The 15225-nt window shown below is 65.7% G+C and carries 11 protein-coding genes; 8 read left to right on the top strand and 3 right to left on the bottom strand.

The features are described from left to right. Positions 1–117 precede the first annotated feature (117 nt). Complete coding sequence (locus BMY25_RS03765; RefSeq protein WP_177176685.1) at positions 118–2184, top strand: GumC family protein; 2067 nt, start codon at positions 118–120, stop codon at positions 2182–2184. Positions 2185–2188: 4 nt separating this feature from the next. Here BMY25_RS03765 and BMY25_RS03760 read toward each other — a convergent pair whose 3' ends face one another. Next, positions 2189–2410 carry a DUF2842 domain-containing protein gene (locus tag BMY25_RS03760; protein WP_092495284.1) on the bottom strand — a complete coding sequence of 74 codons (222 nt, stop codon included), beginning with the start codon at positions 2408–2410 and terminating at the stop codon, positions 2189–2191. 142 nt (positions 2411–2552) lie between these two features. Between BMY25_RS03760 and BMY25_RS03755 the strand changes: the two genes are divergently transcribed. The 6 genes from BMY25_RS03755 (at position 2553) to BMY25_RS03730 (ending at position 9891) form a co-directional block, all read left to right on the top strand. Then, positions 2553–3638, top strand: a complete 1086-nt coding sequence (locus tag BMY25_RS03755; protein WP_092495283.1) for a COX15/CtaA family protein — start codon at positions 2553–2555, stop codon at positions 3636–3638. A 126-nt stretch (positions 3639–3764) separates the two neighbouring features. After that, positions 3765–4325 carry a CDP-alcohol phosphatidyltransferase family protein gene (locus BMY25_RS03750; RefSeq protein ID WP_092495282.1) on the top strand — a complete coding sequence of 187 codons (561 nt, stop codon included), beginning with the start codon at positions 3765–3767 and terminating at the stop codon, positions 4323–4325. Further along, positions 4322–5410, top strand: a complete 1089-nt coding sequence (locus BMY25_RS03745) for an AI-2E family transporter (RefSeq protein WP_238858146.1) — start codon at positions 4322–4324, stop codon at positions 5408–5410. Before BMY25_RS03750 ends, BMY25_RS03745 begins: the two co-directional genes overlap by 4 nt. Positions 5411–5493: 83 nt before the next feature. Then, the gene (locus BMY25_RS03740) at positions 5494–6096 is read left to right on the top strand and encodes an HdaA/DnaA family protein (protein WP_238858145.1); all 603 of its coding nucleotides are present in this window, start codon (positions 5494–5496) and stop codon (positions 6094–6096) included. 86 nt (positions 6097–6182) lie between these two features. Continuing rightward, the gene (locus BMY25_RS03735; RefSeq protein ID WP_092495280.1) at positions 6183–8381 is read left to right on the top strand and encodes an RNA degradosome polyphosphate kinase; all 2199 of its coding nucleotides are present in this window, start codon (positions 6183–6185) and stop codon (positions 8379–8381) included. Then, positions 8374–9891, top strand: coding sequence for a Ppx/GppA family phosphatase (locus BMY25_RS03730; RefSeq protein ID WP_238858144.1), 1518 nt, complete (start codon positions 8374–8376; stop codon positions 9889–9891). The genes BMY25_RS03735 and BMY25_RS03730 overlap by 8 nt, the downstream gene beginning before the upstream one ends. Before the next feature lie 58 nt (positions 9892–9949). Here BMY25_RS03730 and rnd read toward each other — a convergent pair whose 3' ends face one another. Beyond that, positions 9950–11140 carry a ribonuclease D gene (gene rnd, locus BMY25_RS03725; protein WP_092495279.1) on the bottom strand — a complete coding sequence of 397 codons (1191 nt, stop codon included), beginning with the start codon at positions 11138–11140 and terminating at the stop codon, positions 9950–9952. Positions 11141–11275: 135 nt separating this feature from the next. Between rnd and aspS the strand changes: the two genes are divergently transcribed. After that, entirely contained in the window at positions 11276–13051 is a 1776-nt protein-coding gene (aspS, locus tag BMY25_RS03720; protein WP_092495278.1) for an aspartate--tRNA ligase, read from the top strand. Between the two features lie 72 nt (positions 13052–13123). Here aspS and BMY25_RS03715 read toward each other — a convergent pair whose 3' ends face one another. Next, positions 13124–15199, bottom strand: coding sequence for a hypothetical protein (locus BMY25_RS03715; RefSeq protein WP_143061865.1), 2076 nt, complete (start codon positions 15197–15199; stop codon positions 13124–13126). Between the last annotated feature and the right edge of the window lie 26 nt (positions 15200–15225).

Genomic DNA, 15225 nt, shown 5'->3' with positions numbered 1-15225 from the left:
TGCTTGACAGATCATGGTTAACGCAAGGCTAAATCCGTTTCCCGGTTCGGTTGCAGTATTAACCTCGCGCTTACCATGACTGTGCGACGGTTCGGGAAAGCGAGGGAGTGGGCGGGAATGGAGCAGGTCCGGGAAGCGGAACTGGATGTGGCAGCGCTCGGGTCGGCATTGCTGCGAAAGCTGTGGCTGCTGATCGTGCTGGCACTGCTCGCCGCGATCGTTACCTATGTCGCGCTCGGCTTCGTCAGGCCGCTTTATACGGCGGACACCCGCATTCTCATCGAGGATCGGGAATCGCCGCTTACCAAGCCGCGCGACGCGACGGGCAATCCTTCCTCCACCGATTACGACGCATCCGCCATCGCCAGCCAGGTGGAAGTGCTGCGCTCCCGCGAGATCGCTTCCGCGGTGATCGACAAGCTGGACCTGACGCACCGTCCCGAATTCGATCCGAATGCTCGGCCCTCGGCCCTGAAATCCTTCCTGATTTCGATCGGCATCGGCAAGAACCCGGCGGAATCCAGCGTTCGCGACCGGGTGATGGATACCTATTACAGCCGGCTCTCGGTCTACCCCGTCAACACGTCGCGGGTTCTGGCGGCGGAGTTCGAAGGCTCCAATCCGCAGCTTGCGGCCGACGTCGTGAATGCGATCGCCGACGAGTTCGTCTCGCAGCAGCAGAAGTCCAAGCAGGACGCGACGGTCGCGGCGACCCAGTGGTTGCAGCAGGAAATCGAGTCGCTGCGCGGCAAGGTGCAGCAGGCCGAACAGAAGGTGTCGGATTATCGCGCGAGCCACGGGCTCTTCGATGTCGGCACGCAGAACGGCGACTTGCAGACGCAGCAGCTCAACGACCTCAACGCCGAACTGGCGCGCGCCAAGGCCGATCACGCCCAGGCCGAATCCCGGGCCCAGCTGATCCGCTCCGTGCTGTCCGGCGGCGGCAGCCTCGACAGTGCTGAAGAGGTCCTGAATTCACCGCTGATCCAGCGTTTGCGCGAGCGCGAAGTGGCGCTGCGGGGGCAGATCGCGGATCTTTCCACCACCCTGCTGCCCGCCCATCCGCAGATGCGCTCGTTGAATAGCCAGCTCCAGGGACTGGAGCGGCAGATCCGGCAGGAAGCGCAGAAGATCCTGCAGTCGATGGAGGCCGCGTCGCGGATCTCCGCCGCGCGTGAACAGTCGGCCCAGGCGACCCTCAACCAGGCCAAGGCAGCATCGGCCAGTTCCGACGATCAGTCCATCGAGCTCCGGGCGCTGGAACGCGAAGCGGCGGCGCAGCGCGATCTCCTGCAGACGCTGCTCGGACGCTATCGCGAGGCGGTAGCCCGGACGGACACGACCTATCTACCGGCGGACGCGCGCATCATCTCCCGCGCCGTCGCGCCGCAGAAGCCGTCCTTCCCGAAGAAGACCATGATGTCGATCCTCGCGGCGGTGGTGATGCTGCTGCTTGCCGGCGCGATCCTGCTCCTGCGCGAGTTCACCTCCGGGCGCGCTTTCCGCTACGTCGACTTCGCGCCGGCGCCGGCTCTCACGGCCGCGCCCGAACCGGCCGTCACACCGTCTCGCGAACTGGTGGCGGTGACCCCGGCCGCGCCGACGCTCGATGACCGCCCGGGCACGGGCGAACTGGCCGACGTGCTGGCCGAGGATGGGCTGCGAACGGTGGTGTTCGCCGGTGCCGATGGAAGCGAGCGGGTGGGCGAGATCGCCGTTGCCAGCGCCCGGCTTGCCGCCCTGCGGCAGCTCAGGATTATCCTGGTCGATGTCGGCCTGCATCCGCAGTCCGGCCTGGGCAGCGCGGACCAGCCCGGTCTTGGCGATCTCCTCTCCGGCGAAGTGGCTTTCGGCGACGTGATCCATCGCAACGAGGCGGCCGGCATCGACGTGATGCCGATGGGCGCGATGCAGAAGGACCCGCCGATGCAGCGCCTTTCGCTGGTCGTCGGTGCCCTCAGCCATAGCTACGACCGCGTGATCGTCCTGGCGGATACGCTCGCGGATTGGCCGAACAGCCACATCAAGGCCGATCTCGTCGTGCTGGTCTGCAATCCCGAACTGGACATGGACCGGCGGCTGGACCTGCACGAGAAGGCGCTGGAGCTCGGCGCGCGCAATGCCCTGATCGTCCGCTACACCAGCCGCGACGGAGCGCGGGAGAGCGCCAGCGCAGCGGCCTGACCCCTCAGCCGCGCCGGGCCGTTTGGTCCGGCTTCGACATCCAGCTGATCAGGGCGCCCGCCGGGAGCACCCACAGAAAGCCGGCGACGATATAGAAGACGAGCTGCCCGAGCTTCGACGCATCCGGTATTCGCGTCACGGCTATGGTCATCACCACCAGCGCGTAGCAGACGACGAGGACGAGCAGGGCGGCTGCCCCCGTCAGCTTGCGAATCCGTTGCCGCATCGATCCTTCCCCGTCGTTCCTTGCGCCCATTCTACATGAATCCAGCGTCCACGCTGCCGCATTCGCGGCGGCGTGTCGCGCCGGCATCCGGTTCTTGTGACGGGCCGGGGCAGGGAGTATTCGGGGGGGCAGAGGTATTCGCATGTCCGTCACGACTCTCGATCGTTCCCCCAGGGCGGCCAATACGGCCCGCCGGCGCAGCCTGAGGCCTCTTCGTGCCTGGCTGGCCGTCATCGCGGTGCTCGTCTTCGCGATGGTGCTGGTGGGCGGCGCGACGCGGCTCACCGGTTCCGGCCTGTCGATCACGCAGTGGAATCCGATCAGCGGCGCGATCCCGCCGCTGACGGATCAGGCGTGGCAGGCCGAATTCGCGAACTACCAGCAGAGCTCGCAGTACGAGATCCTGAACGAGGGCATGACGCTCTCGCAGTTCAAGGGTATCTTCTGGTGGGAATGGTCGCATCGCCAGCTCGGTCGGTTCATCGGGCTGGTCTTCCTTGCCGGTATCGTCTGGTTCGCCGTGATGCGCACGATGACGCGTCGCATCGCGATCGGTCTCGTCGGTCTCCTGTTTCTGCTGGGCACGCAGGGGCTCGTCGGCTGGATCATGGTGGCCTCGGGCCTGAAGCCGGGCATGACGGCGGTGGAGCCGGTGAAGCTCGCCTTGCACCTGACGCTTGCCTGCATGTTCTTCTCTGCCGTGGTCGCGATGTTCGTCCGCCTGGGGCCGAACCGTCAGCCGGTTTCCTCCGGCATGCGGTGGGGCGCCCGGCTGCTGGTCGCCATGGTCTTCGTGCAGATCGCGCTGGGGGCGCTGGTCGCCGGACATCATGCCGGCCTCACCTACAATACCTGGCCGCTGATGGACGGGCACCTCGTGCCTGCGGGCATGGGGATGATGCGGCCGTTCTGGATGAACTTCGTCGACAACATCCCGACCATCCAGTTCGATCATCGCGTCTGGGCCTACGCCGTACTGGTCGCGGTGATTATCCATGCCGGCGCTCTCTGGCGGCAGGGGGAAGCTGACGGCCGCCGCCGCGCTGCGTTGATGGTCGCGGTGGTCTTCCTGCAGGTGGCGCTCGGCATCGCAACGCTGCTTCTCGTCGTTCCCGTTCACCTCGCGCTGACCCATCAGGCCGTCGCGCTCCTCTTACTGACGACGGTCGTGTGGAACGCCGGCGCGCTGCGCACGCAGGGCATCCGGGTTCCCCTGCAGCGGGCGTAACAGCGGGGCGGTCGGGACCAGCGGGGCGGCGTTATCCGGCACGAGGCGAAGCGATCCGGCAGGCTTGCAAGGAAGCTCGCCAGCCCCCATTGACTGGCGATCTACATCGTTCCTCCCGGTGACCCTTTGACGCTGCCGAATTTCATCACGATCGCGCGCCTTCTGGCTGTGCCGCTGATCGTCTGGCTGGTGATCGAAGAGCGCTATACCGCCTGCCTCGTGCTGTTCATCCTGGCCGGGATCTCCGACGCGCTGGACGGCTTTCTCGCCAAGCAGTTCGGCTGGTCCTCCGTCCTCGGCTCCTATCTCGATCCGATCGCCGACAAGGCGCTTCTGGTTTCCGTGTTCCTGTCGCTGGGCACCCGGGGCGCGATTCCGGCGTGGCTCATCGTTCTGGTGGTCAGCCGCGATATCCTCATCGTCGGCGCGGTGGTGCTGGCGTCGATACTCGGCCGTCCGATCAAGATGAAGCCGCTCTGGGTTTCCAAGTTCAATACCGCCGCCCAGATCGTTCTGGTGGCGACCAGCCTTGCCTTGAAAGCAGGCACTCACGACCTTGCGCCTGTGGTACAGTCACTTGTGATCGTGGTGGCGGGTCTGACGGTCGGGTCGGCCGGCGCCTACCTCGTCGACTGGGTAAGGCATATGGCTGGAGTGGACGAGCAATCAAAGGAACCCGGAGCGTGACCCTGAGGCGCCAACCGGTCTTCTGGATCGTCTCTCTCGTCTTCGTCGTGCTATTTCTCTGGATGGTGCGCGGCGTGCTGCTGCCATTCGTGCTGGGAATGGCGCTGGCCTATGCGCTGGACCCCATCGCGGACCGCTTCGAGAAGCTCGGCCTCAGCCGGCTCTGGTCCACTGTCTCGATCCTGCTCATCTCGGTGCTCCTGTTCGGCGCGGCGATGCTGATCCTGATCCCGCTGCTCTACGACCAGCTCATGGCGCTGGTTGCCTTCGTGCCGGCCTTCGCCGCGCGGGTGCAGGATCTGGTGGACGAACTCTCCAAGTCCCGCGTCGGCGAATATCTCGGCATGCCGAATTCCCGCGCCACGATCGAGCAACTGGCGGGCCAGGCGACGAGCTGGCTGGGTACGGTTATCACCTCGATCTGGGCGGGCGGACAGGCCGTGATCAACATCGGCAGCCTCGTCATCGTGACGCCGGTGGTCGCCTTCTACATGCTCTACGACTGGGACCGGATGCTGGACCGCGTGGACAGCCTGCTGCCGCGCGACCATGTGGAAACCGTCCGCCTGCTGTGCCGACGGATCGACCGCGCCATGGCCGGGTTCATTCGCGGGCAGGGTGGCCTCTGCCTGATCCTCGGTGTCTATTACGCCTTCGCGCTGACCATGGTGAAGCTGAACTTCGCGCTGCTGATCGGGGCGGCCGCCGGCATCATCAGCTTCATCCCCTATGTCGGCTCCGTCACCGGTTTCGTGCTGGCGGTCAGCGTGGCACTGTTCCAGTTCTGGCCGGAATGGCCCTGGGTGCTCGCGGTCGCCGGCATCTTCCTGTTCGGGCAGTTCGTGGAAGGCAACATCCTGCAGCCCCGGCTGGTCGGCGGCAGCGTCGGTGTGCATCCGGTCTGGCTGATGTTCGCGCTGTTCGTGGCCGCGAGCCTTTTCGGCTTCGTCGGCATGCTGCTCGCCGTTCCTGTGGCTGCCGCGCTCGGCGTACTGGTGCGGTTCGCCATCGAACGCTACGAGCAGAGCTCGATTTATCGGGGAGCCGTCGAAATCGACCTGAGCGACCCCGGTCCCGAAGTGTGATCGCCAGACAGATGATTGAAGCGCCTCGACAATTGCCCTTGGGCTTGCCCCACGATCCGGAATTCAGCCGGGACAGCTACGTTGTGACGCCCACCAACGCTCCCGCGTTGAAGCTGATCGACCTTTGGCCGAACTGGCCGGCGCCGACGCTGGTGCTGACCGGGCCGCTGGGCGCCGGGAAAACGCATCTGGCCCATATCTGGGCGGAGCGGAGCGAGGCAATCTTTCTTCGCCCGGATCAACTCGACGAGGATCAGCCCGGCGCGGCTTTCGCCACGGGAGCCGTCGTGGTGGACGGTTTGCGTCCCGGCGCTGTTCCGGAGCGGGCGCTGTTCCATCTCCTGAACGCGGCGCGCGAACTCAGGGGCTCCGTCCTGCTCGTTTCCCGCCAGCCGGTGGCGGATTGGCGGGTCGCGCTGCCGGACCTGCTTTCCCGGCTCCGCATGGCGGCGGCCCTCGACCTGCCGCAGCCGGACGAGACCCTGCTCCGGCAGGTGCTGGTGAAGCTCTTCGCCGACCGGCAGATCATCGTGGAGAAAAGCGTCGTCGACTTTTTGCTGGCGCGAATGGAAAGATCCCTCGCTTCTGCCGTTAGGGTTGTCGAGACACTGGACCGGGAAGCGCTCACCGAGCGGCGCGGGATCACCCGGGCATTGGCGGCGCAGGTTCTGGCTCGATTCGAATAGGTTGCGAGAGATGAAGACGGCACTGTCATCCGGCTGTCAGACATGGACGCGAAAGACGATCCCGGCGTGTAATCCGGGTGATACGAATGTCTGAAGCGATTTCCGATCTCGGCAGCATCGAACCGGCCGAGGTCGCCGTGCCGGTCAGCATCGACCATGAGCTTGCGACCAGTCCGAAGCGGTTCATCAATCGCGAGATCTCCTGGCTCGAATTCAATCGAAGGGTGCTGGAGGAATCCTGCAACCCCAATCATCCGCTGCTGGAGCGGCTGCGCTTTCTCTCTATTTCCGGCAGCAATCTCGACGAGTTCGTGATGGTGCGCGTCGCCGGCCTTCGCGGGCAGGCGAGGGAAGGGATCGCGCCGCTCAGCGACGATGGCCTGACCCCCAGCGAGCAGCTGGTCGAGATCGGCCGCAAGGTCATGGCGCTGGTCGACGTGCAGCAGGCCCAGTGGCAGGCGTTGCATGGCGAGATGGCCGAAAACGGCATCGTGGTCCTCGATTCCGGCGATCTGGGCGGGGACGATCTCCACTGGCTGGACGACTTCTTCCTGGACGCGATCTTCCCGGTGCTGACGCCGCTGGCGATCGACCCGGCGCATCCTTTCCCGTTCATCCCCAATCTCGGCTTCTCGCTGGCGTTGCAGCTGAACTCGGCCGACCGGCGGGCCATGACGGCGCTGATCCGCATGCCCGCCACGCTGGATCGCTTCATCGCCCTGCCGCGCACCGATTCCTCGGAGCCGATGCGTTTCATCGCGCTGGAGGAAGTGGTCGGGCTCTTCATTCCCCGCCTGTTCCCCGGCTACACCGTGAACGGGCGCGGCGCGTTCCGCGTCATCCGCGATTCCGACATCGAGATCGAGGAAGAGGCGGAAGACCTCGTGCGGCTCTTCGAGCGCGCGCTGAAGCAGCGCCGTCGCGGCTCGGTGATCCGGCTGGAAGTCAGCGAAGGCATGCCGGACGCGCTGAAGGCGGTGGTGCAGAACGCGCTCGCCGTGGAGGACAGCGAAGTTCAGATCATGCCGGGCATGCTCGGCATCCACAGCGTCTCGCAGCTGGTGGGGCTCGACCGCCCCGAACTCAAGTTCACGCCCTATACGGCGCGGTTCCCCGAGCGCATCCGCGAGCATGGCGGCGATTGCTTCGCCGCGATCCGCCAGAAGGATATCGTCGTCCACCACCCCTACGAATCGTTCGACGTGGTGGTGCAGTTCCTCCGGCAGGCGGCCTCCGACCCGGATGTGGTCGCGATCAAGCAGACGCTTTACCGGACCTCGAAGGACTCGCCCATCGTCAAGGCGCTGACCGAGGCCGCCGAGGCGGGCAAGTCGGTGACGGCGCTGGTCGAACTCAAGGCGCGTTTCGACGAGGAAGCCAATATCCGCTGGGCGAAGGATCTGGAGCGCGCCGGCGCACAGGTCGTCTACGGCTTCCTGGAACTGAAGACGCACGCCAAGCTCTCGCAGGTGGTGCGGCGCGAGGCCGGCGGGCTGGCGAGCTACGTCCATATCGGCACGGGCAACTATCACCCGATCACCGCCCGCATCTATACCGATCTCAGCTATTTCACGGCCGATCCCGTGATCGCGCGCGACGTGGCGCGGATGTTCAACTTCATCACCGGCTATGCGCCGCCGCAGGAGATGAAGCGGATCGCGATTTCTCCCTACACGCTGCGCGCCCGAATCCTCGAACACATCGCCACCGAGACAGAGCATGCGCGGGCGGGCCGGCCGGCACAGATCTGGATGAAGATGAATTCGCTGGTGGACCGCGAGATCATCGATCACCTCTATGTGGCGAGCCAGCAGGGCGTCTCGGTGGACCTCATCGTGCGCGGTATCTGCTGCCTGCGACCGGGCATCCCGGGTCTGTCCGAGAACATCCGGGTCAAGTCCATCGTCGGCCGTTTCCTGGAGCATTCCCGCATTCTGTGCTTCGGCAACGGCCAGGGCCTGCCGTCCGACCAGGCGGTGGTCTATATCGGCTCCGCCGACCTGATGCCGCGCAATCTCGACCGCCGTGTCGAGGCGATGGTGCCCATCGACAATCCGACCGTTCACAGGCAGATCCTCGACCAGATCATGGTCGCGAACCTGAAGGACAACGAGCAGAGCTGGACCGTGCTGCCGGACGGAACGTCTCGCCGGATCCATCCCGAGGAGGGAGAGGAACCCTTCAACGCCCATCAATATTTCATGACGAACCCCAGTCTTTCCGGCCGTGGCAAGTCGTTGAAATCGTCCTCGCCCAGAGCATTCGTACCGGAAGACAGTGTCTGATCATCTCCCCATTCGCGAGCGCACATCGGAATCGTCCCCGATCGGCGTCATCGACATCGGTTCCAACTCCGTGCGCCTGGTCGTCTACGAAAGGCTGGAGCGCGCGCCCACCCCGCTCTTCAACGAGAAGATCATGGCCGGTCTCGGCGCGGGTGTCGCGGAAACCGGCCGCCTCGCCGAGGACGCGGTCGAAAAGACGCTGAACGGCCTCAGGCGGTTTGCCGCTCTGGCCAAGCAGATGCGCGTCGGCGAACTCGATGTGCTTGCCACCGCCGCGGCCCGCGAGGCGGCGAACGGCCCGGCCTTCCTTGCCGAGGTGGAAAAAATCTGCGGCGTGCCGGTCACGCTGCTGAGCGGTCCCGACGAGGCGCGGGTCTCGGCGCTCGGCATCGTTTCGGGCTTTTCCGATCCCGACGGCATCGCCGGCGATCTCGGTGGCGGCAGCCTGGAACTGATCGACGTGAACGGCAGCCGGGTGGGCAAGGGCGACAGCCTGCTGCTCGGCGGCCTGCGGTTGCAGAGCGGCTCCAAGGGCTCGCTCAAGACGGCGCAGGAGATTGCCCGCAAGGCGCTCTCCGGCTCTTCCGTGCTGCCGAACCTCAAGGACCGGACCTTCTACGCCATCGGCGGCACCTGGCGCGCGATGGCGCGGCTCCACATGCACCAGACCGGCTATCCGCTGCATGTGATGCACGGCTACCGGATCGCTGTGGATGAGTTGCAGGTCTTCCTGGAAACCCTGCTCCGCCGCGAGCCGGAGGGCATTCCCGGGATCGAGGCCGTCTCGAAGCTCCGCCAGACGCTGCTGCCCTTCGGCGCCACGGTGCTCGCGGAGGTGCTGCGGATCGGCAAGCCGAAGTCGGTGATGATTTCGGCACTGGGCCTGCGCGAAGGCCATCTCTTCGAAAAGATCCCGCCACGGGAACAGGCTGAGGATCCGCTCATTCTCGCCGCGCGCGAACTGTCAGTCTGGCGCTCCCGCTCGCCCGAACATGGCGACGAGCTGGTCGACTGGACCGAGATGGCGATGGACGTCCTTAGCATCGGCGAGCGACCTGAAGAGCGCCGGCTCCGCGCCGCCGCCTGCCATCTCGCGGATATCGGCTGGCGTGCGCATCCGGACTATCGCGGCGAGCAGAGCTTCAACGTCATCGCCAACGCATCCTTCATCGCGGTCGACCATCCTGGCCGCGCCTATCTGGCGCTCGCGGTCTATTACCGGCACGCCGGGCTGTCCGACGATGAGCTCGGCAGCGGCATCCGCGAGATCGCGCCGATGCGCTACCGGGAGCGGGCGAGGGCGCTCGCGGCGGCGTTCCGCGTGGCCTATCTGGTGTCCGCTTCTATGCCGGGCGTCATTCCCCGGACGCAGCTGCGTCGGAACGGCAAGACGATCGAGCTTGTCCTGCCGGCGGATCTCGCCGATCTCGCGGGAGCGCGGCTGGCGACCCGCGTGAAGCAGCTCGCCGCGATCGGCGGCTTTGCTTCCAGGATCAGGATCGCAGACTGAAACGCCGCCCGGTCGGTCGATCGGGCGGCGCTCCAGAACTGCGCGAAAGAAGCGGCCGCTATTCGGCGGCCGCGGCCTCCTTCGTGGTGTCCATGGCCACGATGCCGCGTCGCGACAGGGCCAGGGCGAGATCGCCGCGTTTCAGGGAAAGCGCCAGTTCGCCGAAGAGTTCGCGCCGCCAGCCATGCATGGCCGGCACGTCCGGCTCGTCATTGACGGCGATCTGCTCCAGGTCTTCCGAAGTCGCGATGACGCGGGAGGCGACCCGGTGCTGCTCGGACACCATCTTGAGCAGCACCTTCAGGAGGTCGGCGGCGGCGCTCGCATGTTCCGGCGCGGGACGCTGGCGCGGCAGATGCGGCAGGTCGGCTTCCGGCAGGGCCAGCGCGGAAGCGATCGCTTCGAGGATGCCCCGCCCGGCGCTGGAGCGTTCGAACCCGCGCGGAAGGCTGCGGAGCTGGGCCAACGCCTCGGCATCGCGCGGCTGCTGGATCGCCAGCTCATAGATCGCGTCGTCCTTGAGCACGCGCCCGCGCGGCTGGTCGCGCTGCTGCGCCTCCCGTTCGCGCCAGGCGGCAAGGGCCTGGAGGGCGGCAAGCTGGCGGGGTTTCTTGACCCGCATCTTCAGCCGCTCCCACGCATCTTCGGGATGGGTGCGGTAGGTCGCGGGATCGGCGAGGATCGCCATTTCCTCCGACACCCACTGCGTGCGCCCGCGTTCCTCCAGATCGGCCTGCAGGCCGGCATAGACGTCGCGGAGATAGATGACGTCGGCGGCGGCGTAGGCGAGCTGCTTGCCCGTCAGCGGACGGCGGGCCCAGTCGGTGAAGCGGGACGACTTGTCGATCTGTTTGCCCGCGAGGCGCTGGACGAGCTGGTCGTAGCTTACCTGGTCGCCGAAGCCGCAGACCATGGCGGCCACCTGCGTATCGAACAGGGGGCGCGGCACGGCATCGGAGAGCTTCACGAAGATCTCGATGTCCTGGCGGGCGGCGTGGAACACCTTCAGCACCGTCTCGTCCGCCATCAGGGCGAAGAAGGGCGCGAGGTCCATGCCGGGCGCGAGCGGGTCGATGATGGCGACCTCGTCGGGGCTCGCGATCTGGATCAGGCAGAGCTGCGCCCAATAGGTGCTCTCGCGGATGAACTCCGTGTCGACCGTGACAAAGGGTGAATGCTTAAGCCGACCGCAAAGCGCGGCAACCTCGGTGGGATCGGTAAAGACCGTGAATTCTGCGGAGTCTGTCATGCGCGGGCCATCAAAAAGGCATTCGTCGCGATCCGCAAACGGAAAATCGCCGCATTTCCACCGGCCTTGACACCACAACCGCCATCTGCGCTTTTCGCGCCGGAATTCAACAAATCGGCAACACTGCGGGCCATCATGCATCGCTATAGAACACATACCTGCGGCGCGCTCCGGCAGGACGACGCCGGCGCCGAGGTTCGGCTCTCCGGATGGGTCCACCGCGTCCGCGACCATGGTGGACTGCTGTTCATCGATCTTCGCGACCATTACGGACTGACCCAGATCGTCGTCGATCCGGATTCGGCCGCTTTCGCGACAGCGGAGACGGTCCGTTCGGAATGGTGCCTGCGCATCGACGGCAAGGTGAAGGCGCGCTCGCCGGAGACGGCGAACCCCAACCTCGCCACCGGTGCCATCGAGGTGCATGCCAGCGAGATCGAGGTGCTGTCGGAAGCGCCGGAACTGCCGGTGCCGGTCTTCGGCGAACCCGACTATCCCGAGGACACGCGCCTCAAGTATCGTTTCCTGGACCTGCGCCGCGAGACGCTTCACCGCAACATCATGCGCCGCGTGGCGGTCGTCGCGAAGATGCGTGAGCTGATGCGGGAGCAGGGCTTCAACGAATTCCAGACGCCGATCCTGACGGCTTCCTCGCCGGAAGGCGCGCGCGACTTCCTGGTGCCCTCGCGCATCCATCCCGGCACGTTCTACGCCCTGCCGCAGGCGCCGCAGCAGTTCAAGCAGCTGATCATGATGGCGGGCTTCGACCGCTATTTCCAGATCGCTCCCTGCTTCCGCGACGAGGATCCGCGCGCCGACCGCCTGCCGGGCGAGTTCTACCAGCTCGACATCGAGATGAGCTTCGTCACGCAGGAAGACGTGCTCTCCACGATGGAGCCGGTGATCCGCGGCATCTTCGAGGCGTTCGCCGAAGGCAAGCCGGTCACCGCCGAGTTCCCGCGCATCCGCTATGCCGATTCCATCCGCTGGTACGGCAGCGACAAGCCGGATCTCCGCAATCCGATCAAGATGGCCGAGGTTACCGAGCATTTCGCCGGGTCCGACTTCAAGGTCTTCGCACGGATGATCGAGGCCGATCCCAACGTTCAGGTCTGGGCGATCCCGGCTCCCGGTGGCGGCAATCGCGCCTTCTGCGACCGCATGAACTCCTGGGCGCAGAGTTCCGGCCAGCCCGGCCTCGGCTACATCTTCTTCCGCGAGGGCGAAGACGGCGGCGCGGGTCCGGTCGCCAAGAACATCGGGCCGGAGCGCACGGCCGCGATCCAGTCGCAGCTCGGCCTGAAGACCGGCGATGCCGTGTTCTTCGTGGCGGGTCAGCCGAAGAACTTCTTCGATTTCGCCGGCTCCGCCCGCACGCGCGTCGGGCAGGAGCTCGGCCTGATCGACGAGAACCGCTTCGCGCTCGCCTGGATCGTCGACTTCCCCATGTTCGAGTGGAACGACGAGGACAAGAAGGTCGACTTCTCGCACAATCCCTTCTCCATGCCGCAGGGCGGGCTGGAGGCGCTGGAAAGCAAGGATCCGCTGACCATCGACGCCTTCCAGTATGACGCGGTCTGCAACGGCTTCGAGATCGTCTCGGGCGCCATCCGCAACCACAAGGCCGAGATCATGAAGAAGGCCTTCGGTATCGCGGGCTATGGCGAGGAGGTGCTGGAAGAGCGCTTCGGCGGCATGCTGCGCGCGCTGCAGTTCGGCGCACCGCCGCATGGCGGCATGGCGGCCGGTCTCGATCGCATCGTGATGCTTCTGTGCGGGGCCAAGAACCTGCGCGAGATCACCATGTTCCCGATGAACCAGCAGGCCGAGGATCTTCTGATGGGTGCTCCCTCGGAAGCGACGCCCAAGCAGCTGCGCGAGCTGCACATCCGGACAGCGCCGAAGGCCTGATCCGGTCTGCGGACACAGAAAGGGCGCGGAGCTTCGGCTCCGCGCCCTTTTTCGTTGCAGCCTGCGTCCTGCTCAGGGTTGCGTCCGGGCAGGTGGGTTGGCTTGCGAGGCTGCCTGAAGGTTCAGGATCTGCGGGATGGATTGCGGGTCGCTCTGTGCGGCGCTGGCGACCTCCTCGAGCGGAACGGGCGATTTCGGCGCCAGCGTCAGAACCAGCGTCTTGCCGCCGCCCAGGAACTCCTGCAGCGGGCCGGTCAGGGTCTTGACCAGTCCCGGGTTCTTCAACCCGCTTTGCAGCAGGAAGGGCAACGCCGCAACCGTCTGCTGCTGCATCTCCGGGCCGGTCTGGCCCTTCTTCTCCGCCGCCAGGGCGAACGCGCGACCGACGATCGAACGGTCGCTGACGCGGACTGATGCTCCGTTGAGGGTAAGCTTGCCAAATGCGGCGAGAACGGCCTGCTGGGCAGCGAGGCTCTCCACGTCCCTGCCGGCGCGGGCCTGCACCTTTTCGAAGGCCTCGAACCATTGCTGCGTCATGCCAGAAAGATCGGCGGACAGCGTGAACGCGCCGGCATCCTTCAAGGTGAGCGTCGTGCTGCCGTCGAACCGGCCGGCGGACGCCTCATAGGTACCCTTGCCCGTACCGTCCAGGACGAACTGGCTATAGCCGAGAGCATCCAGGATCTCGGCGTTTTCGTCGCTTCGGATCAGCTCTGCTGGAACGACCAGCGTATCGAGAGTGACATCCTCGGCAGACGCGGGGGCATCGAAAGTTGCGCCCGGCGTCGCATGGACATCCAGCGCCTTCAACGTCATCGTCTTCTGAGGCGAAGTGCCGAAAGCGAAATGATCGAGATGGAACCGCTCCAACCCTGGGACCATCTTGCGCGCCGCGAGCGTGATGGCGGGTTGGTCGTGAGCGTTCTCGGCTTCGAGAAGGGCCTTGAAGTACTCGCGAGGCGGCAATCGGAGGCCACCGAACTGGAGCGATTGCAAGCCGCCACGGGCTTCGGGACTGGAGATCTTGAGGTCCCGCAAGGCGAATGCTTCCAAGCCGTCGATGTCGAAGCCCTCGAAGCTGACTTCATCGAACGTCGCCTCCACAGGAGCATCCGCCGTGCCGTCCGTCGCGGCGAAATCGGACAGCACCATGCGTCCGAGGCGATAGGCGCTGGTCACGTTGGCGAGATGTTCGACGCTGTTCGGGTCGAGCGGTCCATTCGGACGGTGGTTCATCAGCCAGCCGACATCCGCGCCGAACGGTTTCGCGGGCTGGCGCATCTGGAAATCTTCGAGACTGATGTTTCCGAGATGGGCGCTGAAACGATCATCGTCCAGACGCTTGCTCGTCACGTCCTTCATGGCGGCCTGCCGGAGGACCGTTCGCCACTGGGCATCGCCCTTGCCGTCGACGTAGGCCGATGGCTGGTAGACATGAGCGGCCGCCCCGACATCGAGATGGGCGCCGGTCAGTGCCGCTCCCGAGAGCGTCCAACCCGGCATCTTGCCGGCGGGTTGCATGTCGGAGCGTATCGGCCCGGAGTTGAAGCTGGCGATCACGCCGTCCTTCAATTCGTCCAGGTGCAGGCTGTCCATCGACATCCGGGCCGTCGGGGTCAGCTGGTCGGAATCCTGCGCCTTCTCCTTGACGGTCGAGGTCACGGACTGCACGTCGAGAGAGCCGAAAGAGGACTTTGACATAGCCTCGTAGGCCGCTCCGGAGAGGGAAGCCGGATTGCTGACATCGACGCGGATGGCGCCGAGGTTGCCGATCAGCGGTGAGGCGATCTTGATGGACGAGACATCCTCGTCCTCGCTCGGCGTGCGGAGCTGCACGCCGGAGAGCTCCGCTTCGGACGCCGCGAAGCCTCCACCGGTCGCCGCGTGGAGGTCACGCAGCCGAAGCCGCCCGATCTTAACGCTGAACTGCTGGCCGCCGTTGGAGATCAGCACGTTTTCCGCGATCGTGTCCGCTCCTTCCGAGCGCACCGATGCGGCGTTGGCGGACCAGTCCCTGGACAGCCCCACCGCTGCGATGAAGCCCTTGACGAGCGCTTCGCTCTGCCCGTCGGCCCGGGCCGTCCCCATAAGGACCGGCCCGGAAACGGATGCCAGCAGCAGCGCGTGAAGAACTAACTTTTGCGGCATTTCGCCCCCCGACGATCTCGTTAATT

The organism is Faunimonas pinastri (assembly GCF_900110915.1).
GTDB lineage: Bacteria > Pseudomonadota > Alphaproteobacteria > Rhizobiales > Afifellaceae > Faunimonas > Faunimonas pinastri.
Note: the sequence above shows the minus strand (reverse complement) of the source record. Positions and strands in the feature narration are given on the sequence as shown.

Bases quoted from the DNA above. Each gene is read 5' to 3' on its own strand.
- BMY25_RS03765 (WP_177176685.1), top strand. From the start codon at position 118: ATGGAGCAGGTCCGGGAAGCGGAACTGGATGTGGCAGCGCTCGGGTCG.
- BMY25_RS03760 (WP_092495284.1), bottom strand. From the start codon at position 2,410: ATGCGGCAACGGATTCGCAAGCTGACGGGGGCAGCCGCCCTGCTCGTC.
- BMY25_RS03755 (WP_092495283.1), top strand. From the start codon at position 2,553: ATGTCCGTCACGACTCTCGATCGTTCCCCCAGGGCGGCCAATACGGCC.
- BMY25_RS03735 (WP_092495280.1), top strand. From the start codon at position 6,183: ATGTCTGAAGCGATTTCCGATCTCGGCAGCATCGAACCGGCCGAGGTC.
- rnd (WP_092495279.1), bottom strand. From the start codon at position 11,140: ATGACAGACTCCGCAGAATTCACGGTCTTTACCGATCCCACCGAGGTT.
- aspS (WP_092495278.1), top strand. From the start codon at position 11,276: ATGCATCGCTATAGAACACATACCTGCGGCGCGCTCCGGCAGGACGAC.
- BMY25_RS03715 (WP_143061865.1), bottom strand. From the start codon at position 15,199: ATGCCGCAAAAGTTAGTTCTTCACGCGCTGCTGCTGGCATCCGTTTCC.